This is a genomic window from Dyella sp., assembly GCF_035508675.1.
Taxonomy (GTDB): domain Bacteria; phylum Pseudomonadota; class Gammaproteobacteria; order Xanthomonadales; family Rhodanobacteraceae; genus Dyella_B.
On sequence record NZ_DATJMN010000030.1, the window covers coordinates 1 to 20,016 of the forward strand.

15 protein-coding genes are annotated in these 20,016 nt (G+C 63.1%); 5 read left to right on the forward strand and 10 right to left on the reverse strand.

Translation table 11 applies throughout. The features are described 5' to 3' along the window. Nucleotides 1–94: 94 nt before the first annotated feature. The 4 genes from thrC to VMA74_RS01675 all read right to left on the reverse strand — a co-directional run bounded on the left by thrC (nt 95) and on the right by VMA74_RS01675 (nt 5,933). On the reverse strand, nt 95–1,423 hold the full coding sequence (gene thrC, locus VMA74_RS01660; RefSeq protein ID WP_325364178.1) for a threonine synthase: 1,329 nt from the start codon (nt 1,421–1,423) through the stop codon (nt 95–97). Continuing rightward, a complete protein-coding gene (locus VMA74_RS01665; protein WP_325364180.1) occupies nt 1,420–2,409 on the reverse strand; it encodes a homoserine kinase in 990 nt (329 codons plus the stop codon). The genes thrC and VMA74_RS01665 overlap by 4 nt, the downstream gene beginning before the upstream one ends. Continuing rightward, entirely contained in the window at nt 2,406–3,548 is a 1,143-nt protein-coding gene (locus tag VMA74_RS01670; RefSeq protein WP_325364182.1) for a homoserine dehydrogenase, read from the reverse strand. The genes VMA74_RS01665 and VMA74_RS01670 overlap by 4 nt, the downstream gene beginning before the upstream one ends. Nucleotides 3,549–3,905: 357 nt before the next feature. Continuing rightward, nucleotides 3,906–5,933 (reverse strand): bifunctional 2',3'-cyclic-nucleotide 2'-phosphodiesterase/3'-nucleotidase, encoded by a 2,028-nt coding sequence (locus VMA74_RS01675; protein WP_325364184.1) that lies wholly within the window; start codon nt 5,931–5,933, stop codon nt 3,906–3,908. 162 nt (nt 5,934–6,095) lie between these two features. Here VMA74_RS01675 and VMA74_RS01680 point away from each other — a divergent pair, with 162 nt between their 5' ends. Next, nucleotides 6,096–7,808 (forward strand): LTA synthase family protein, encoded by a 1,713-nt coding sequence (locus VMA74_RS01680; protein ID WP_325364187.1) that lies wholly within the window; start codon nt 6,096–6,098, stop codon nt 7,806–7,808. A gap of 29 nt (nt 7,809–7,837) precedes the next feature. Here the strand turns inward: VMA74_RS01680 and VMA74_RS01685 are convergent, their stop codons facing one another. The 6 genes from VMA74_RS01685 to VMA74_RS01710 all read right to left on the reverse strand — a co-directional run bounded on the left by VMA74_RS01685 (nt 7,838) and on the right by VMA74_RS01710 (nt 13,552). After that, nucleotides 7,838–8,113, reverse strand: coding sequence for a type II toxin-antitoxin system RelE/ParE family toxin (locus VMA74_RS01685; RefSeq protein WP_325364189.1), 276 nt, complete (start codon nt 8,111–8,113; stop codon nt 7,838–7,840). A 3-nt stretch (nt 8,114–8,116) separates the two neighbouring features. Continuing rightward, nucleotides 8,117–8,650, reverse strand: coding sequence for a hypothetical protein (locus tag VMA74_RS01690; RefSeq protein WP_325364191.1), 534 nt, complete (start codon nt 8,648–8,650; stop codon nt 8,117–8,119). 77 nt (nt 8,651–8,727) lie between these two features. After that, on the reverse strand, nt 8,728–9,891 hold the full coding sequence (nagA, locus tag VMA74_RS01695) for an N-acetylglucosamine-6-phosphate deacetylase (RefSeq protein WP_325364193.1): 1,164 nt from the start codon (nt 9,889–9,891) through the stop codon (nt 8,728–8,730). Beyond that, a complete protein-coding gene (locus VMA74_RS01700) occupies nt 9,891–10,925 on the reverse strand; it encodes an SIS domain-containing protein (RefSeq protein ID WP_325364195.1) in 1,035 nt (344 codons plus the stop codon). The genes nagA and VMA74_RS01700 overlap by 1 nt, the downstream gene beginning before the upstream one ends. A 207-nt stretch (nt 10,926–11,132) precedes the next feature. Beyond that, nucleotides 11,133–12,164 (reverse strand): LacI family DNA-binding transcriptional regulator, encoded by a 1,032-nt coding sequence (locus VMA74_RS01705; RefSeq protein ID WP_325364197.1) that lies wholly within the window; start codon nt 12,162–12,164, stop codon nt 11,133–11,135. Nucleotides 12,165–12,265: 101 nt separating this feature from the next. Then, nucleotides 12,266–13,552 carry a sugar MFS transporter gene (locus VMA74_RS01710; RefSeq protein WP_325364199.1) on the reverse strand — a complete coding sequence of 429 codons (1,287 nt, stop codon included), beginning with the start codon at nt 13,550–13,552 and terminating at the stop codon, nt 12,266–12,268. Between the two features lie 408 nt (nt 13,553–13,960). On the opposite strand from VMA74_RS01710, the gene glk reads away from it, so the two are divergent. The 4 genes from glk to VMA74_RS01730 form a co-directional block, all read left to right on the forward strand. Beyond that, entirely contained in the window at nt 13,961–14,992 is a 1,032-nt protein-coding gene (glk, locus tag VMA74_RS01715; protein ID WP_325364201.1) for a glucokinase, read from the forward strand. A gap of 130 nt (nt 14,993–15,122) precedes the next feature. Continuing rightward, nucleotides 15,123–17,930 carry a TonB-dependent receptor gene (locus VMA74_RS01720; RefSeq protein ID WP_325364203.1) on the forward strand — a complete coding sequence of 936 codons (2,808 nt, stop codon included), beginning with the start codon at nt 15,123–15,125 and terminating at the stop codon, nt 17,928–17,930. Between the two features lie 198 nt (nt 17,931–18,128). Next, nucleotides 18,129–19,442 (forward strand): hypothetical protein, encoded by a 1,314-nt coding sequence (locus VMA74_RS01725; protein WP_325364205.1) that lies wholly within the window; start codon nt 18,129–18,131, stop codon nt 19,440–19,442. A gap of 47 nt (nt 19,443–19,489) precedes the next feature. Continuing rightward, nucleotides 19,490–20,016 (forward strand): glycoside hydrolase family 9 protein (locus VMA74_RS01730; protein WP_325364207.1); only part of this gene is annotated, 527 nt, incomplete at its 3' end.

A 20,016-nucleotide genomic window follows, 5' to 3' on the forward strand; every position in this document is an offset into this window, starting at 1 on the left:
CACCCTAGCCCTCCCCTACTTCGCAGGGGAGGGAACCGTTTATCGCGATGGTCCAGATCCCGCTACGCTTGAGTGCAATTTAATAGAAGTGCCCTTAAGCCACGTGCTGCGTCGCGCGTTCCAGCAACCATTCGCGCAGCGCCGAATCGTCCGCCTTCATCGGTTCCGCCGACGCGGGCCGCTGCAGCATTGCCGCCAGGGCAGGGGGCACGTCGACGGGTTTGCCAATCAGCGGCTCTACCACGCTCTCGAACTTGGCCGGATGCGCGGTGGCCACCACGGCCCACGGCGCGTGGTCGCCGGAGGCGCGCAGCTGATCCAGCACGTGCAGCGCGGTTGCCGTATGCGGGCAGAACACTTCACCGTGTTCGCGCGCGTGCCGGGAAATCGTTGCGGCGATGGTGCGGTCGTCCACGCTCTGCGCCTCGAACGACTGGCGCAGTTGTTCGGCATCCGGATAGGTCCAGCGCAGGCGCTCGAAATTGCTGGGCGCGCCCACGTCCATCGCATTGGCCAGCGTGGCGACGGCCTCGCGCGGCGTGTAGTCGGCGCCGGCAAAGAAGTCCGGCAGCGTTTCGTTGGCGTTGCAGGCAAGACGGATCTGCCCGAGCGGCAGGCCCATGGCACGCACCCACACCGCGGCCAGGGCGTTGCCCAGGTTGCCGGTGGGCACGATGAGGTTCAAGGGTTCGCGGTGTGCACGCCACCACGTCAATGCGGCATGCGCGTAATAGCTCATCTGCGGCAACAGGCGGCCCAGGCTGATGCTGTTGGCGGAGGATAGCGGCGAATGTGCCTGCAGCGCGGCATCGTTCAAGGCCGCTTTCACCATGCGCTGGCAATCGTCGAAGCGTCCTTGCACGCGCAGCGCCTGCACGTTGTCGCCAAAGCAGCCCAGCTGATGTGCCTGGCGTGGCGAGACGCGACCATCGGGATAAAGAATCACCACCTCCACGCCCGGCTGCCGATGAAACGCGGCACCGACGGCGGCGCCCGTATCGCCGGAGGTGGCGACCAGGATGGTCAGCGGCGTGGCGCTATCGCCGCGAACGCGTCGCAGGCAGGCGGCGAGGAAGCGCGCACCGACATCCTTGAACGCGGCGGTCGGGCCGTGGAACAGTTCCAGCACGGCGCTATTCGGATGCTGTGGCAGCGCCCGCAGTGGCGTGGGGAAGGTCAGCGCTTCGGCGCAAATGGCCGGCAATTCGGCCGCCAGCGCATCGCCGGCAAAAAACGGCGCGAGCAAGCTGGCGGCGGTGTCGGCGAGGCTGCCGTCGGTCTTGAAGTCGTCAATCCGCAGCGTTGGCAAATGATCCGGCACGTACAAGCCGCCGTCCGGCGCGAGCCCTGCGGCAATCGCCTGGCTCAAGCTTGCCGCCGGGCTTGCACCGCGCGTGCTGAGATAACGCAACGCCGCACTCATGCGTGCTCACCTGCATCCACGGAAGGCACCAGGGTAGCGGCAGGGCCATCCACCGGCGAGACGAAGCAGTCGCTGTCCAGGCCGACTTCGGCGAAGGCGCTGCGCATGGCATCGGCCGCAGCTTCGGCTTGCGCGCGCTGCTCGAACCAGCCGAACACGCTGGGGCCCGCGCCGGAGATGCTGGCGCCCAAGGCGTGATGATCCAGCGCAGCCTGCTTCACGCGCGCAAAATTCGGGATCAGCGCAGCGCGGCGCGGTTCCACCAGAACATCTTTCAAGCCTTCGCGCACCAGTTCCGCATCGCCGCGGAAGCAACCGGCCAGCACCAAAGCGAGATTGGCCGACTGCGTCACGAATTCGCCCAGGGCGTAGTCACCGGCCAATGCCGCGCGTGCCTTGCGCGTCTCCAGCACCGCATGCGGATGCACCAGTGCGCAATGCCAGCTCGGCGGCACCGGCAAACGCACCAGGCGTTCGCGCGTGGCCAGCACCAGGCCGCCCAGCAGCATCGGGCCGACGTTGTCGCCGTGGCGTCCGCCGCTGGCCACGGCTTCGCCTTCCACCGCGAAACCGTAGAGCGATTCGCGCGACAGCGGCCGTTCCAGCAATGCGTTGGCCGCCACCAGCGCGGCCACGCACGATGCAGCCGAGCCGCCCATGCCGGAGCCCAGCGCAATGCCCTTGTGCAGGGAAATCTCGAAGCCGTGCTGCAAACCCAGCGCCTTGCGCAGGGCCATCAGCGCGGCGCCGGCAGTGTTTTGCGCGGCATCCATCGGCAGCACGTCCACGCAGCCGTCGATGGCGGCCATGCGCACGACGGGCGCATCGATGCGCCGCACGTCGACGCGATCGCTCGCCCCGGTGATGCAGTGGCCCAGGATGTCGAAACCGACGCCCACGTTGCCCACGCTGGCAAAAGCGGTGGCGGAAGCAGCTTGCAGGCGTTGCACGGACATGGGGGGCTTCACGGCAAGAGGAGCGTTCATGCGCGCACCTCCAGCGATTCGGCAATGCGCAGCAGATCGGCAAAGATGCCGGCCGCCGTCACTTCCGGACCGGCGCCGGGACCTTGCACCAGCAGCGGATTGTCGTGGTAACGCTGAGTGCGGAATTGCACGATGTTATCCGTAAGCCGCGTGTGCGCGAACGGGTGCGCGGCGGGCAGCGGCTGCAGGCCCACCACGGCGCGGCCATTGCGGTCGAGGCTGGCGACGTGGCGCAGCACGCCCTGGCAAGCGTGGGCTTCGGCCAGGCGCGCGGCCATCGGGGCGTCCAGTTCGTCCAGGCGCGCCATGAATTCCTCCAGCGGAACCTCCGCCAGTTCCGGCGGCACCAGGCTTTCCACCGCCACGTCATGCAAGGACATCGGCCAGCCCGCTTCGCGCGCCAGGATCACCAGCTTGCGTGCCACGTCCATGCCGGAAAGATCGTCGCGCGGATCGGGCTCGGTATAGCCCAGTGCATGCGCTTCGCGCACCAGTGCGGAGAACGGGCGTTTGCCGTCGTAGTGGCAGCACAGCCACGCCAGTGTGCCGGAGAACATGCCCTCCACCGAGAGCAGCTGATCGCCAGTGTCGAGCAGGTCGCGCAGCGTCTGCACCACCGGCAGGCCGGCGCATACCGTCGCTTCATAGCGAAAGCGCCCGCCATGCTGGCTGGCGGCGCGGATCGCCTGCCAGCGCGAGAGCGGGCCGCTGCTGGCCAGCTTGTTCGGCGTCACCACGTGCACGCCGGATGCGAGCCAGTAAGGGTACTGCGAGGCCACCGCATCGCTCGCGCTGCAGTCGATGATCATCGCGTGCCGACCGTCGTCGCCGCGCACGTGGGCGGTGAATTGGTCCAGGTCGGTGGGGCGCCAGGTCTGCGCGTCGTGCTGGGCATTGAGTTCGGGATCGTCGCAATCCAGCCACATGCGGCGGCTGGCCGCCACGCCGCACAGTTTCAGTTCCAGCCCCGCTTCGTGCAGCAAGCGCGCTTGCGCCGCGCGCAACTGCGCCAGCAATACCCCGCCGACGCGCCCGGGACCGATCAGGCCGACGGCCAGCGTTCGTCGTCGCGACACGGCGGCCTGCAGCGGAGGCAGACGATGGGGGTGTTCAGCGATGAGTGATGCACAGCTTTCCATGACGGCCTCCGGTTGAGGCCCCTTACTCGCTGGCGGTTCGGTGGATGCCGGCCCGCCTCGTCGAGGGCGGGACCGTTTGCGTATGAAGACTACTCGCGCACAGACACCACCCCAGAACCGGTCGTTCCGGTTCCGGTAGTGGAGGTAATAATCGTGGCGATGTGGGTGGTCGCAACCATGCCCGCACGACCGGAGTTAACCGGTGCGAATGCAATGCGTGCTGGCGTGTAGGCGTGCGACATGGGCTCGACAATAGTTGTGCGTCGCAGCGGCTGTCAACAGTTGACTCATGAAACTATTGCATGAAGTCAAGTGATAAAAGTTGCAGAAGAAACCGTTGCGCGAGACAGGGAGCGTTCAATGCGACAGATCGATCGCGTACACCGCCGTTCCATCGCCGTTGTCGCGCACTTGCCGCACGTTGTGCAGCCCGTCGGTCTCGGCCACCGCCTGCTTGTCGCTGGCCGAAGTGAACACCACGGCGCCGCGTGTTGGCAGCCGCGCAAAATGCCATGCGGCCGGCGGCAGGTCGCTGGCGCCGAGGGTGGGATGCGCCTTCAGCCACTGCGCCAGAATCTCGCGCGTGCCATCCGGCGAAGCCAGCACGATGTTCTTGCCGTCCAGGCCGGGAAAACCGCCGCCGCCGCTCGCACGATAGTTGTTGGTCACCACCACGAAAGTCTGCGCGGGCTGCACCGGCTTGCCTTGATAGCGCAGCTGTTCAATGCGCTGCCCGACCGGCTTGGAGACGTCGATGACGTAGCTGATGCCACCCTGGATCTGATCGAAATTGAAACCCGGATATTTCGTGTTGATCAGCGGCTGCTCGCCGTCCGCATGCGGATCGATGCGGTTGAAACGCTCGGCGGATTTTTCCAGCCATGCCTTGAGCCCGGCGCCGTCGATTTGCACTGCCGAAAGCGTGTTTGGATAGAAATACAGGTCCGCCGCGCTGCGCAAGCTGAGCGGGCCGGCTTGCACGTCGGTGTAGTCGTCCGCGCCGCCGAAACCGTTGCGGAAGGCCGCCGCTGCCGCAAGCACTGGCACGTTCGCCAAATCCGGATGCGCGGCCGGCAGTTCACGTCGCACGTAATCGATCTGCGCCGCATTCACCGGCGCCAGCGCCGTCATGTCGCCCTCGTCGGCAAAATAGCTGCTCATGCGCACGGCGCTGCGCCCGATCGGCGTGTTCGCGTAATCGATCGCAGCTTGTTGCGTCTTGCCCACCACCAATGAAATCTGCGGATCGGCAGGCACGCAATGGGATGCGGACACCGCGAGCTTGCCGCCGATCCGCATGGGCGGACAAATCGGCCACACCTGGCTGAAGGTCTTGCTCTTGTCGATGGTCCAGCGGCCTTGCTGGCGCACCATCGCCAGCCGGATCACGCCCAGGTCCTTGCCGAAGAATCCGCCCATCACCGCCGGCACGCCGCGCACGAAACCGTGCACATCGTCGACGTCCTGCATGTGTTCGAAACGAGGGCCGGGGAAGTCGGTGTGCTCGTGTCCCATCAGCAGCACGTCGATGCCCGGCACGCCGGCGAGGTACCAGCCGCCGTTTTCCATATCGGAGCTATACGGCGAGGTATTCATGCCGCCATGCAGAATCGCGATCACCAGGTCCGGATGCTGCGCCTGGATCGCTGGCATGTAGGTCTGCGCCGCTTCCACCACGCCGGTGACGGCTACCTTGCCCTGCAGATTCTGCTTGTCCCACTGGATGATCGGCGGCGGCGTAAAGCCGATGATGGCGATCTTCAGCGGCACGCTGAGCTTGCTGCCGTCCGGCGTGAAGGCGGCGATGTTGCGGTGGATGATGGTCCACGGCTGAAAGATCGGCTTGCCGTCGCGGACGCTGTTCACGTTTGCCAGCACCAGCGGATAGTGCGGCCCGGCGCAGCGCTGGTTGGCGCCGCCGTCCACGTTCATCGGCGTGCCGGTCACCTGCGAGAGGAACGGCAGGCCATAGTTGAATTCATGGTTGCCGATGGTGCCGCCGTCGTAGCCCACCGCATCCATGGCCTGGTAGACCGCAAGTTCTTCCCCGCACCCGGGCTTTTGCACCTGGGCCTGGTAATCGGCCAGCACGCTGCCTTGGATGGTATCGCCGGCATCGAACAGCATGCTGTTGGTGAATTGCTCGCGCGCCTTGCGGATCAAGGTCACGGTGCGCTCGAAGCCGAGGGTCGGATCGGCTTTCTGCTTGTAATAGTCGTAGCTGAGGACGTTGGAGTGCAGGTCGGTGGTTTCCAGCACGGCGACGTCGGCGCGCAGGCCGTCCGGCAAGGGCTGCGCGCGGGGTTGGGCGGGGTGCGGCTGGCTGGCGCAGCCGGCCAGCAGAAGGGCGGCGGCTAGGGCGGCAATACGGGAACGTTGGCGCATGAGTAGGGTGTCGGCAGCGTCAAACGCATGAACCTAGCAGATATGGGTGACAGTTCGCGTCTGCCGCGCGCCCCTTGCCGCCGTCAAAAGACACTAAACTGACGCCAGTTTGACAATCAGAAGAAAGCGCCCTTCCTGGCGCCACCGATACAGGGGACACCCATGCCGTTGAATCCGTTTCGCGCCTCGCGAAACCGCATAGCTGCTGTTTGCGCGTGGGGCTTCTTTGCCGTCTGCGTGTGGTTTACCGCCTGGCAAGAGCCTTTGCTCGAGCAGCGCGCCTTCGTGTTCGCCCTGATGTTGTGCGTGTTCGGTGTGTCACTGTTCGTGTTTGCGCGCATGGCGTTCGCACTGGTGGTCAGCGGCGGCCTGTTCCTGTTGTTGCGCGCGATTACCGTGCTGAAGCAGGAATACCTGGAGTCCCCGCTGATGCCGGCGGATTTCGTGTATTACGTGCGCTCCAGCCTGTTCGAAACCCTGCGGCGCTATCCGGACATCTACAGCGTGGGTTTGTGCGTCGGCATTGCGGTGCCGGTGGTGCTGTGGCTGGCGTGGTACTGCGATCGCGTATTGTTCCTGCATTGGCGCAAGGCGCCGCGCGCCCTGTTGCGCGTGGCGGGCGTGGCCTTGTGCGCGGGGGTGTTCTGGCTCTGCCTGTTGCCCACCGGCCCGTTCGAACAGGTACATGCGCGCGGTGCCTGGGAGAAGATGTCCGACGACGCGGACCTCACCAACTTTTTCGTGAACCTGCGTGACTCCAGCGTGCATGTGCCTGCGGCATCCGACGATGCCACGGCGATACGTGACTGGCAGCCCACCGCCACCGCCATACCGTCGGCGATCGATCCCAGCCATTACCCCGACATTGTGCAGGTGCTGGAAGAAAGCACCTTCGATCCCGCGCCGTTTACGCATTGCACGGTGCCCGCATGCCATCCGGACATATTCAAGCCCGATGCACGCACGCGCGGTACCGGCGTGATGCGTGTGCATACCTTCGGCGGTGGCACCTGGGTGAGCGAATTCGCTGCACTCACAGGCATGCCGCAGGACATCTTCGGGCCTGGCGGCATGTACGCGCCGTACGTGCTCGCCCCGCACGTGCGTGACTCGCTGCCGCGGCTGCTAAAAAAGCTTGGCTATCTCACCGTGGCCATCTACCCGACGCACGGCGAATTCCTCAACGGCCGCGATGCGTACAAGGCGTACGGCGTGGACCAGTTCTATGGCGCGGGCCAATTGGGCCTGGACGACTGGGACGAAACGGACGCGCAGATGTTCGACGCCGCCAAGCGCGTCTACGACAAGCTGAAGAAGCCGGGCCAGCCGGTCTTTATGATGATCCTCACCATCAACCAGCATGGGCCGCACGATGATCCCATGTCGACCTTGCCCAAGCCGTTCCAGAACCTGCTGCAAGGCTTGCCGCCGGCTACCGCGTTGAACTTCGATACCTATCTGCAGCGCCTGCACGATTCCGATGTGGCGATGAAGGGCCTGGAGCACGATTTCCTGGATCGCGAGCAGCCGACGGTGCTGGTGCACTTCGGCGATCATCAGCCTTCGTTCGACGACCTGATGCGCACGCTGCCGCGCAGCCTGCCGCCGGCATTGGTGCCGTATCAGGACTATCTGACCTACTACATGATCAAGAGCAACGTGCCCGGCGCCGCCCTGCCGACGTATCCGATGCTGGATATCGCGCATCTGCCCGGCATGGTGCTGAAAGCGGCCGGCTTGCCGATGGATGCGTATTTCTCTGCGCTGACCTCACTGCGCGAGCGCTGCAACGGTTTGTATGCCGATTGTGCGGATAAGCCGTTGGTGAAGTCGTATTACGGGTGGGTATTCAATCGTTTGCGAATCTATCAATAAAGCCAGGCGTTCGAGGCCGGTCGATGCACTCATGGCCACTGCCGTGAGCCATGCAGTACGCGATAGACCTTGATGTCTTCCTGATGTTGCTTGAACACGGCGTAGTAGGGAAAAGGGGCGAGCATCCACTCGCGTGTACCGGATTTGCGGCCACGCTTGCCTGGGTGGCGCAAGTCGTAGAGCTGTTTTATGCGGTCGCGAAGCCCCCGGGCGTAGCCGAGCGGATCAGTCAGGTAGTTGTCGATGCGATAACCAATGATTTGGCGCAGGTCGTTCTTTGCACGTCCCATGTAGATAAGTGACACCGCTTAATCCTTTTTGCGTCGTGCGCCTGATTTCCTGCCAGCTGCCGCTTTTCCGGGGGATTTTTTTGCTTGCGGTTTCGACGCCGGAACGCCGTCGCGCTCGGCAAGCCGCCGTCTGGTCTCGGCTTCCAATTCATTCCACATGGCGTCGTGCTCATGCCAGGTGGCTTCGCCGCGCGCGTCTTCCGCCAGTGCCTCATCGACCTGTGCGCGGAACCATTTGTCGTGGGCAAGCGCATCTCTTGCGGCCTTGGCCTTGACCGCCACGTCGGGACGGGGGGCGCGCAGGCGGCCTTCTTCAAAGTTCGTAACGTCGAGTTGGAAGCGCTGCACGCCAAGCTCGCGCATGACCCTGACGGCGGTGTCGATAGTGCTGAACATCCGGGTGGTGCCGTACTTGGTGCCAAGGGGGCGTTGTTGCGCCCCAACGCTGGTCAGTACGGCATAACCTCCGCTTTTGCCGAGGATCGTGGCCGACTTGACGGTTCCGGCGGCAACGAGTTCGCGGAGCGTTTCAAGCTTGATGGGCTGCAACATGGTGGTGACCGATTAAGGCTAATCGGTCACCAGATTAGTGCCAATGGGCATGTGCTTCAATGTCAATGCTCGAACGATCAGGCGATCGTGGGTTGAGGTGAGCCCCCCGCCCACGTTTCCCGCACCGCCAGCGCATCATCCATCACCACGAAATCCGCCTGGTACCCGGCCGCAATCCGCCCGTGCGTGCGCGCCAACCCGATCCACGCCGCCGGATAGCTGCTCGCCATCCGCGACGCTTCGGCCAACGGCAAGCCCAGCATCTGCACGGCATTGCGCACGGCGCTGGCCATGTCCAAACCGGAGCCGGCCAAGACGCCGGCTTCGTTCTGGCAGATGCCGTTGCGCATGGTGATGGTCTGCCCGTTCAGCACGTAATCGGGGCGATCGCTGCCGACCGGTGGCATGGCGTCGGTGACCAGCACGCATTTGCCGCGCTGCTTGGCGGCGATCGCCACGCGCAAGGTGGCCGGATGCACGTGATGGCCATCCACGATCAAGCCGCACCAGCTGTGCGGGTCGTCCAGTGCCGCGCCCACGACACCCGGATCGCGGCTGGCAAGCGGCGTCATGGCGTTGTAAAGGTGGGTGAAGCCGCAGAGGCCGGCATCGAGCGCGGCGCGCGTGGTGGCGTAATCGGCGGCGGTATGGCCGGCCACCACGACCACGCCGGCGCCCGCCAGGCGTGCGATCACCGGCAGCGGCACCTGGTCCGGTGCCAGCGTGAGCATGACCGGTCCCTTATGCGGCGCGATCAATGCCTCGACGTCGTCATCGTCAGGCAGGCGGAACAGGTCGGCGTTATGGATGCCCTTGCGCGCATTGGCGAGGAACGGCCCTTCCACGTGAATGCCGAGAATGCCGGGTACGCGCTGCTCGATCGCATCGTCCACCGCCTGCAGGGCGGCGCGCATTTTCTCCGCCGTGTCGGTGATCAGCGTCGGCAGCATGCCGGTGGTGCCGAACGTGCGGTGCGCGGCGGCGATGCCGCGCAAGGTTTCCACGCTGGGATCGTCGTTGAACAGCAAGCCGCCGCCGCCGTTCACCTGCACATCGATAAAACCCGGCAACAGCAGATGACCATGCAGATCGTGTTTCTGTGCGTCGCCGAGACGTGGATCGTCATGCGCAACGATCGCGACAATGCGCTTGCCACGCACCAGCACGGCCAGGCCTTCGCGCGGACCGTGATCGCCAAGTACGCGCCCGTTGACGAGTGCGATAAGCGGATTCGGTGGCATTACACGGTCTCCGTCACTTTGCGCAGATGCGGCGGCACGTCCGGATCGTAACCACGCGCCAGCGACAAGGCGCTGGCAGCGCGATAAAAGCTTTGCACCGCCAGCAGCGGCGTCACCAGCGGATCGATACCGTCCGGCAGCGGCAGCGCATCGGGGCCTTGCGCGCCCGGCGCCGCCACCCACACGCGTGCGTTGCGTGCGCGGAATTCATTGGCGACGGCCAAGGTGTTCTCCAGCGTGCCATCGTCCTGTGCCAGGAACAGCACCGGAAAGCCTTCGCCCACCAGCGCCATCGGACCGTGTTTCACTTCCGCGGCGCTGAACGCTTCCGCGTGCAAGCCGCAGGTTTCCTTGAGCTTGAGCGCCGCTTCCAGCGCCGCGCCGAAACCGTAGCCGCGGCCGACCACGAACAAGTTGTGCACGCCGACCAGCCCTTGTTCCAGTGCGCGCCAATCGCTGTCCCAGCCCCGGCGCAGATCATCGGGCAAGCGCGCGACGGCCGCGTGCAGCTTGTCGTCATTGGACCAATGCGCCGTCAACTGCAGCACGGCGGCGAGGGTGGCGAGATAACTCTTGGTAGCGGCCACGCTGCGCTCGGGACCGGCGCGCAGCGGGATCACCGTATCGGCCAGGGCGGCCAGCGGCGAATCTTCCACGTTCACCAGCGCGACCACGTACGCGCCGGCCTGCTTGGCCGCTTCCGCGCTACGCAGCAGATCGGGGCTCTTGCCGGATTGCGAAATCGCCACGAACAGCGCGCCATCGAGCTTGAGATTGGTGTCGTAGATGGAGGCGATCGATGGCGATGCGGAGGCAGTGACCAGGCTCAGTCGCGTTTCGAAGACATATTTCGCATACGCCGCGGCATGATCGGAGCTGCCACGCGCGCACGTGACGATGAAGCGCGGCGGATGCGCGCGCAGGCGTTCGCCGAGCGCTTTGAGGATCGATGCGTTCTGGGCAAGCTGCCGTTCAACGGTAGCGGCGCTTTCCTGCGCCTCGTTGTACATCAGGGTGTCGCTAGCGGATTTCATGAAAGCTCCGGGTAAAGCCGGGGATCGGGAATCGTGAATCGGGAATCGTCCAAGCGCGGTGCGCTGCGCCCCGACTGTTGCCGACTCGCCATCGCCAGTGCCCGTCAGGTGGGAAACAAATAACGTGGGAACAGGGCGCGCAGGATCGGAAGATGGCCGGCCCGCGGCTGGCCGCGCTCCGCCATTTCCCTTGGACGACTACCGCACTCAGGTCTGCCGCGGCGGCGCCGTCGACCCGCGCACCACCAGCTCCGGCATGAAGCCTTCGTTGGCCAGCTCGTTGCTGTTCTCGTGCTGCAAGCCGCTGATCAGGCGCAACGCCGCATGCCGCCCGATCTCGCTGGTCGATTGCCGCGCCGTGGTCAACGCCGGCCACGCCTGCTTGGAGAACGGGCTGTCCTCGAAGCCGGCGATGGACAGATCCCACGGCACATCCAGGCCGGCCGAGCGCGCCGCTGCCAGCACGCCCGCGGCAATCTCGTCGTTGCAGCCGAAGATGGCCGTGGGTGGCTCCTTCAGCGCCAGCAATTTGCGTGCGCCGCGAAAGCCGTCGTCGAAGGCGTAGCGCCCCGGCAGGATCAGCTTGCGATTGAGCGCAATGCCATAGTCCTTCAGCGCATCCGCATAACCCTGGTAACGCTCCGGGCTGGAGCGGTGATGCGGCTCGCCCCACAGGAAACCAATGCGCGTGTGGCCGAGCTGGATCAGGTGTTCGGTGATCGCATAGGCCGCGTCGTGATCGTCCACGTACACGCAAGGCATGCCGTCCTTGGGATCCTCCCGCGCGGCGATGATGCGCACGAAATCCACATCGTTCGCCTTCAGTGTGGCGAGCAGGGCGGATTGCTCCGACATCGGCGGCGCCAGGATCAGGCCGGCCAGGCGCGCGCGCTGGACCAGCGAGACCAGCTCTTCCGCCAGGCCCGGCGCGGTGGAATCGCAGGGATAGATCTGCAAACCGAACCCGCGCTCGCGGCAGGCCGACAGCACGCCGTTCTGCATGTCGATCACGTAATGCGCGTTCGGGTTGTCGTAAACCAGGCCGATCGCGTACGCGTGCGAGCTGCTGCGCAAGCTGCGCGCGGAAGGGTCCGGGTGATAGCCAAGCTGCTCGATCGCCCGTTCCACTCTTTCGCGGGTCTCGGGCCGTACCGCCGCCTCGTGGTTGATGACGCGGGAAACCGTCTTCAACGAAACGCCGGCGTGTTTGGCGACGTCCTTGATGGTGGGGCTGTGCAACGAGAGATCCTCCCGGGTATCGGGTGGGCATCGTAGCCCAGTGCCCCGGTTTGATGGTGGTGAAAGGGTGTGCGGCTGACTTCACAACGTGCCTTGAGGCCTCAACCCGCATGCGTGCCCACGTTATGGCCGCGCATCCCGTAGTAAAGGATGTAGAGATAGCACGGCACAATGACAATCAAGAACGCGAGCTGGAAGTCGATGTGCTGCTTGAGGTGCACGAACGCCTGCGGCAGCAGCGCCCCGCCCACGATGCCCATGATCAGCACCGCCGAGCCCAGTTCGGTATGGCTGCCCAGGCCCTTGATCGCCAACGGGAAGATGGCCGGCCACATCATTGCGTTGGCAAAGCCCAGCGCGGCCACGAAGCCCACCGATACGATGCCGTGCGTAACGAAGGCGCCGATGGCGAACAGCACGCCGAGCACGGCCGACACGGCCAGGTAGCGCTGTTGTGAGATGAAGCGCGGAATCAGCACCGAGCCGAGGATGTAGCCGGCCAGCATGGCCACCATGGTGTAGGTGGTGAAGTGCGAGGTCATCTGCAGCGGCAAGCCAAAGCCCTGGCCGTAGGTGTTGATGGCATCGCCGGCCATCACTTCCACGCCCACGTAAAGGAACAGGCAAAGCACGCCCAGCCACAGATGCGGGAAGCTGAAAATGCCGCCCTTGCCATGCCCGATCGAGCGCTCGCTGTTGGCGCCGGAAGGTTTGATTTCCGGCAGCGAGGAAAGCAGGATCCAGATCGCCAGCACCACCAGCAGGCCGGCCAGGCTCATGTACGGCCAGAACACGCGTGCGGCGAAGTCATTGAGCAGGCTTTCGCGCGCCGGACCTTCGGCCATGCCCCCCACCTTGCCGATGAAGCTGTCGATGCCGGCCATCACCAGTGCACCGAAGGCCAACGGTGCCAGCGCGCCTGCCACCTTGTTGCAGATGCCCATCACGGCAATGCGCTGCGCGGCACTGTCGATCGGGCCAAGAATGCTGATGTAAGGATTGGATGCCGTCTGCAGCAGCGACAGCCCTGCACCAATCACGAACAAGCCGGCCAGCGCACCCGGATAGATGCGAATGCGCACGAACTCGCCGAACAACGCCGCACCGACCGCCATGATGAAAAGGCCCAGCACCATGCCCTTTTTCATGCCCGTGCGCTTGAGCACCGCACCGGCCGGCAACGCCAGCACGAAATACGAAACGTAGAACGCGAACGGCACCAGGAACGCATTGATGTCGTCCAGCGTAAAAGCCACTTTGACGAACGAAATCAGCGGCCCGTTGAGCCAGGTGAAGAATCCCATGATGAAGAACAGCACGCCGATGATCATCATCGGCAACAAGGTCGACGTGCGTGGCGCGTCGGTAGTGTAAGTGGTGGACGACATGTAGCGCTTTCCCCGTGGATGAACCCGATGCCGGCAACCGGCATCACCCGCGACCTTTATTGTCCCCAAGGCACAACGTTGTCAATTGAAGGCGTCCTGCGGCACCGACAACGTGCGTCATTGGGTCCCGTCGAATGGCTGGACGTGATGCGTCGCAACAGCTTCAAGGGTAGGCCATTTGGCCTACATGATTGATCCAAAAATGACGGCATGTCAAAGGGTTAAAAACTTGCATCTGTAACCATGTGCGATGGCATATCGCATTGCGGCACGGGTCATTAGCGTGCTTGTGTTGCTGCCTGTTGACAGCGTTGTCATTCCTGACCAGACTCCGTCATCGAAACGTGCCTAGAGAGTTGTCCTGCAAGTTCTGTAGGCGAGGCACGGCAAATAGCGTGAGGAGGGGGCGTGGCTCAGGCTGTCGTACATGGCAAGGCGCAATCGGCGCCATCACCGGAACCGGCGTTCCTGGCGGCCGATGTCGGCGGTACGCATGCGCGCATCGGGCTGGTCAGTCCGCATCCGGATGGCCGCCGTCCCGTCACAGTGCTGGAGTACCGCCGCTATGCCTGCGCCGAATGGCCGAGCCTTACCGCAGTATTGAAGGATTTCGTCGCCCAGCTCAGCGACGGCACGCATGTCGATCATTGCGCCGTGGCCAGTGCCGGCTATGTGCTGGGCGATGCCATCGTCAACGACAACCTGCCGTGGCCGGTATCGATCCGCGACATTCGCGAAAACCTGGGTATTTCCAGTCTCGCCGTCATCAATGACTTTGAAGCCGTCGCCTACGCCACCCAGTTCATGACGCACGCCGACACCGTGTCGGTGATCGAAAGCAGTGCGCCGCAAGTGGCGGGTCCCGTGCTGGTGATGGGGCCGGGCACCGGCCTGGGTTCGGCCGTGCTGCTGCCCGGCAAGCCGCACGCCACCGTGCTGGCGACCGAAGCGGGGCAGGTTTCGCTGGCGCCCGGCAACCAACTGGAAATCGAGATCCTGCGCTGGTTGGCGCGCGATCGCGCCTATGTCTCTTACGAGCATGCCCTGTCGGGTCCTGGCCTGCTCAATCTTTACGGCGCCGTCTGCGCCTTGCGTGGCGTAACGCCGAACCTGCAACGGCCGGCCGATGTGACACACAGCGCGGTGGAGCGCACGGATGCCGCAGCGGTGGAAGCCTTGAACGTGTTCTGCGGACTGCTCGGCAGCTTCGTCGGCGACCTCGTGCTGCTGTACGGCGCACGCGGCGGTGTGTACTTGGCCGGCGGCATCCTGCCGCAGATCCGCGATCTGTTGCTGTCGAGCACCTTTGCCGAGCGTTACTTCAACAAGGGCGTCATGCGCCCTTTTCTGCAGCAAGTACCTGTTCGACTGATGGAGCACGGCCAACTTGGCGTGATCGGCGCCGCTGGTTTGTATCTGGATGGTCAACACGCGCACTGATATGCGCGTGAAAGATGTAAAGGGTTGAGGAAGTGTTCTGAAACGACCGGGCGCAAGCCCATATGCCACGCAGTACGGACATGCCGCGAACATTTTCCGTGCTGAAAAACGCCTCTGAGGGGAGGAAGTCATGTCACAACGCAAGAGCCTGCTTGCCGCGAGCATTATCGCCGGCCTATGTTGTCTGTCCGGCGCGCTGCATGCGCAGGACACCAGCCAAACCGCAACGACCAGCACCAAGGGCCAGTCGGAACAAAAGAACGAGCGCGCTCAAAAAGCCCCGGTTACCCAGCTTTCGACGGTAACCGTCACGGGTATCCGCGCCAGCTTGCAGGCATCGATGGATACCAAGCGCAACGCTGACGCGATTGTGGATGCGATCACTGCCGAAGACATCGGCAAGTTCCCGGCCACCAACGTGGCCGAGGCGCTGTCGCAGGTCCCGGGTGTCACGCTCGACCGCAGCATCCCCGCTACCCAGCGCGTCAGCATCGATGGCATGGATCCGAGCTTGAACGTTACGTTGCTCGACGGCCATCCGGTGGCGCAGGCCATGTGGCTGTTCGGCGACAACCCGAACCGCGGCTTCAACTACTCGCTGCTGCCGGCGGAAATCCTCGGCTCGCTGGAAATCTACAAGAGCCCGGAAGCGCGCCTGGTGGAGGGCAGCCTCGGCGGCACCGTGATCATGCATACGGTCAAGCCGCTCGACGTGCCGGCCAATACGCTCAGCGGTGATTTCGGCGTGGATTACAACGACATGGTGGGCCAACACCGTCCCACCGGCTCGGTGTTCTATAGCTGGCACAACGATGCGAAGACCTTCGGCATTGATGTCTCCGCACAGCATCAGGAGCAGTACACCTCCCGCCAGGGCATGGAAAACTACGGCTACAGCTCGGTAGGCTCGCTCAACACCGCGGCGCTCGCCGCCGGCAATACGGCCATCCAGAACGAACTCAATGCCGGCACCATCAAGTCGTCCGACATGATGCCGAACGAGCTGAGCGCTTCGAACTTCCAGCAGATCGAAAAGCGCAACAGCGTGATCGTCAACGCGCAGTGGAAGCCGAACGAGCAGTTCGAGACGAACCTCAGCCTGATGTACATGAAGGACAGCCTGGATAACGTCAACCAGTCCACCTATGCGTGGGCCGCGTTGCGTCCGGGTGGCATCACCTCGCTGACCGAAGGTCCGAACGGCATCATCACCGCCGGCACCAGCATCGATCCCAATCCGCCCTGCGCGGGCGACACTGCCGGCAATTGCGGCCAGAAGGCGATCACGCTGTCGGATAACTTCGCGCGTGGTTCCACCGTTACTACCAAGGGCATCGACTGGCAGAGCACGTACTACGGCGATGGCTGGCGCTTGAGTGGCGACTTCGGCGTAAGCGCGTCGCGCAACCCGATGACCTCCGCACTGAAGGAAATCGCCTACGGCGGCAGCTACAGCTGGAACTTGAACAACGGCTTCACCTTCCTCGATCCGTCCACCGCCAACAATCCGGCCTACTGGGCGGACTACGGCTGGGGCGGCAACTACGCCACCCTGCTGTACAAGGCCAAGGACACCTACGCGCAGGTCGACTTCTCCAAGGATTTCGACGGCTTCTTCAACGAGCTGCTGGTGGGCATTCGCTACGCCTCGCACTGGGAAAGCCAGGACGAGAACGTGTATGGCGGTGCTACGCCTGAAACGCTGTCGCAGATCGGCTATGGCGGTTTGACCGACTTGAGCGGTGCGTCCGCCCTGGGGCTTTCCGGAAGCATGGTCCAGCACGTGCAGACCTCCGGCAGTGCCGCCATCTTCGGTGCCGTGCTCAACAGCCCCGGCTTTCCGTCGGTGCATGATGCCAACTCCACCTACGAAAACACCTGGAACGTGCAGCAGCAGAACGAAGCTGCCTATGCCCAGTTGAACTACGGCAACGACAACCTGCACGGCAACATCGGCGTGCGCCTGGTCCACACCATCATCGATTCCTACGGTTACAACGTTCCCGGTGCCTGCCTATCGGCCGACACGTGGAATTGTCCGTTCCCCAACGGTTTCGGTTATGTAGGCCAGCAAAGCACGCAGACCAACTGGCTGCCGGCGTTCAACATCGCCTACAACGTAACGCAGGATTTCATTCTGCGCGGCGCGCTGTCGGAAACCGTGGCCTACGCGCCCTATAACCAGTTGGCGCCGTACTTCGAGGCCAATGACACGGTGCTCACCGCGACCGCCGGCAACCCGAACCTGAAGCCGTACCGCTCCTGGAACTTCGACGGCTCGGCCGAATGGTACTTCAACGATCATTCGTTGCTCGCCGCCTCGGTGTTCTACAAGGACGTGCTGAACTACATCGTCAACCAGGCCACCATGGAGTCGCGCATCAATGGTTCGTGGACGCTGCCCGGCTATCTCAACAGCACCGGTAATGCGCAGGTTGCGGCAGGCTTGTGTACCACCGCGGGCGTTTGCCAATACAGCGTCACCGCACCGGTGGATGGCGGCCGCGCCAAGGTGAAGGGCTTTGCGTTGAGCTACCAGCAGGCGTTTGGCGACTCCGGCTTCGGCATGCGCGCCAACTACACCTATTCGGACGGCTCGACCGCCAAGAACACCTGGCTGCCGTATAACTCGAAGAACTCCTACACCATCGGGCCATACTTCGAACAAGGTCCGTACAGCGCAAGCATCTCCTACAACTATCGCAGTGCGTACCTCGCCGGTGGCTACGTGGCCGGTGCAGCCGATACCTACGTCGACGGCTTCAAGGAGCTGGACGGTTCGGTGGGCTACCAGTTCAACAAGCACTTCGGCATTACGCTCAACATGCTGAACCTGTTGAACTACAAGTACTACGCCTACCTGGGCAGCAAGACGCAGTTGGCCGAAGAGTATGTGACCGGCCGCGAGTTCCTGCTCAAGGCGAACTTCAAGTTCTGATGTTGCCGTGACATCCCTCCCCAATGGGGGAGGGATGGGTGAGGGGGCGAGCCTTGCTGGAAGCGGGTTCCCCCTCGCGCCTAACGCACCACCATTCTTCTTCCCCGCCAAGGACCTGGTGATGGTTTGCCAGGTCCATTTTTTCAGGTGCTCATGATGCGCGCCCGCTGCTTGATCGGCCTAGGTGTGGCTTGCTGGATGTCCACCACATCCGCCTATGGCCAGTGGCTTGCGCCACCGCCGAAACCCGTCACGGTTTCTGACGGACACGGCATCGATGTCGCCATGAAGCAGGGTAAATTCGAACAGCTACGCGAGCTTGCTGCGCAGAACCTGGCACCGGAAACGCAGGAATACGCATGGGCTGCCTATTACCGATCCATCCTTGACCTAAAAGATTCGGATGCGCACCTGAATAAGTGCTTGGCGATAGGGCGCAGCTTGGTGGACCGCAATCCCGTCCCCCTACTGCTTTGCGGTAGCTTGCTGGCCGGTAACCATTACATCCAGGGGGACATCAGGGGCTGGGCGATGGCAGCCGCTGATATGAGCTATGCCGTAACGCCGACCATCACGCGGATAACCAAGACGTCCAACTTCGTGCTGCCCGGCATATCGGATATTCCGCTCGAAAATTATTTCCATGTTCCGTCGATGTTGCCGCCGCCATCATCGAGCAAAACCCTCATTATCCCCAGGCAGCGAATCAACCTGGAGAAGTCGTCCTCTTTCAGTGAAAAAGCCAAGGACGGGGTGCTCGAAGACAGGCTGCCGTACATCATCGGCGTGCAGATCAACGACGCCACCGGTCCCATATGGTTCGACACCGGCGCGTCGTCAACCGTACTTGGCGCATTCACAGCGACGCCAAGTCACGTCAAGGAGCTTCCGTCGAATTTCATTCGCTTGAATAACCCCTTTGACGGACAGACTGTTCAGAGCCATCTGGGAGTGGCCGCGAAGTTGATTCCAGGGGGCAAGGATTTTCAAGACATTGGTTTTCGCAATGTCCCATTGGTCATCAGTTCCGAAAGTAAAGTTTCTGCCCTGGGGATGAATCTGATCTCGAGACTAGGCTCGATGCTCATTGAAAATGACCAGATCGTGATCCATCCACGTTTACCTATTGATTGCGAGCAACAGCTTCACGTAGCGTCTGAACCGCTTGGCTCAGACGTGATCCTGCTGAATTACCTCATCAATGGAAAAAACGAAGAGATCATGTTGGACACCGGTGATAACGGCTATCTGTCAGCCGGCTCCAGTGCTTCGATAAAAGGATTGTCGCAGCCGCTTTCGGCGACGCGGGCCACCTTCCAAGGGATTGAAAACGTTCACTACGAGACGACGGAAGTGACCCTCGGTGCAGGCGCCCATGCCCTGAAAAGGATGATCCGTTATTACCCCGGCCGCAAAACGGTTGCGCCCTTTGTCATGGGTTCGGCGGCTCTTGCAGATTTCAACGTCTTCCTGGACTTCGATCATGGGAAAGCATGCCTACTTCCCAAATGAATCCAGGTGCGGGTGAATTGAAGTCGTCCGATTGGCGGAGATGGTGCATGAAAGTGGTTCTGCAAGCTGTTTTGATCACCCTCGGCATATGGGGACTGCACGCCCAGGCAGCGGAGTCGAAGGTGCTGGTCAACCAGGTCGGTTATGACCTAGGCGCTGCCAAGGTTGCGTTGATTTCGGCTGATGCAGCACAAGCTCCGTATGACTTCGAGATCGTCGACGTGGATACCGGCAAGCCGGCATTTTCCGGCCAGGCCAAGGATGCCGGACAGGTAGCGAAATGGGGCGACCAGCATTATTGGCGCGTTGATTTTTCCGCACTGAAAACACCCGGCCGCTACTATGTGGAACTGAACAGCCACGGGGGCTGCATTCGTTCCGACGAGTTCCTGATCCAGGACGACGTACTGGAGCGCAACACGCTCTCCAACGTCATTTACTACTTCAAAGGCCAGCGCGCGAGCGGCGAGATGGACAAGGCCGATCGCCATCTGCCGCATCCGGACGGCCAGCCCGGCACGCTGGACATTCACGGCGGCTGGTACGACGCGACCGGCGATTACGGCATTCACCT

Bases quoted from the DNA above. Each gene is read 5' to 3' on its own strand.
- thrC (WP_325364178.1), bottom strand. From the start codon at position 1,423: ATGAGTGCGGCGTTGCGTTATCTCAGCACGCGCGGTGCAAGCCCGGCG.
- VMA74_RS01665 (WP_325364180.1), bottom strand. From the start codon at position 2,409: ATGAACGCTCCTCTTGCCGTGAAGCCCCCCATGTCCGTGCAACGCCTG.
- VMA74_RS01670 (WP_325364182.1), bottom strand. From the start codon at position 3,548: ATGGAAAGCTGTGCATCACTCATCGCTGAACACCCCCATCGTCTGCCT.
- VMA74_RS01675 (WP_325364184.1), bottom strand. From the start codon at position 5,933: ATGCGCCAACGTTCCCGTATTGCCGCCCTAGCCGCCGCCCTTCTGCTG.
- VMA74_RS01680 (WP_325364187.1), top strand. From the start codon at position 6,096: ATGCCGTTGAATCCGTTTCGCGCCTCGCGAAACCGCATAGCTGCTGTT.
- VMA74_RS01690 (WP_325364191.1), bottom strand. From the start codon at position 8,650: ATGTTGCAGCCCATCAAGCTTGAAACGCTCCGCGAACTCGTTGCCGCC.
- nagA (WP_325364193.1), bottom strand. From the start codon at position 9,891: ATGCCACCGAATCCGCTTATCGCACTCGTCAACGGGCGCGTACTTGGC.
- VMA74_RS01700 (WP_325364195.1), bottom strand. From the start codon at position 10,925: ATGAAATCCGCTAGCGACACCCTGATGTACAACGAGGCGCAGGAAAGC.
- VMA74_RS01710 (WP_325364199.1), bottom strand. From the start codon at position 13,552: ATGTCGTCCACCACTTACACTACCGACGCGCCACGCACGTCGACCTTG.
- VMA74_RS01720 (WP_325364203.1), top strand. From the start codon at position 15,123: ATGTCACAACGCAAGAGCCTGCTTGCCGCGAGCATTATCGCCGGCCTA.
- VMA74_RS01725 (WP_325364205.1), top strand. From the start codon at position 18,129: ATGTCCACCACATCCGCCTATGGCCAGTGGCTTGCGCCACCGCCGAAA.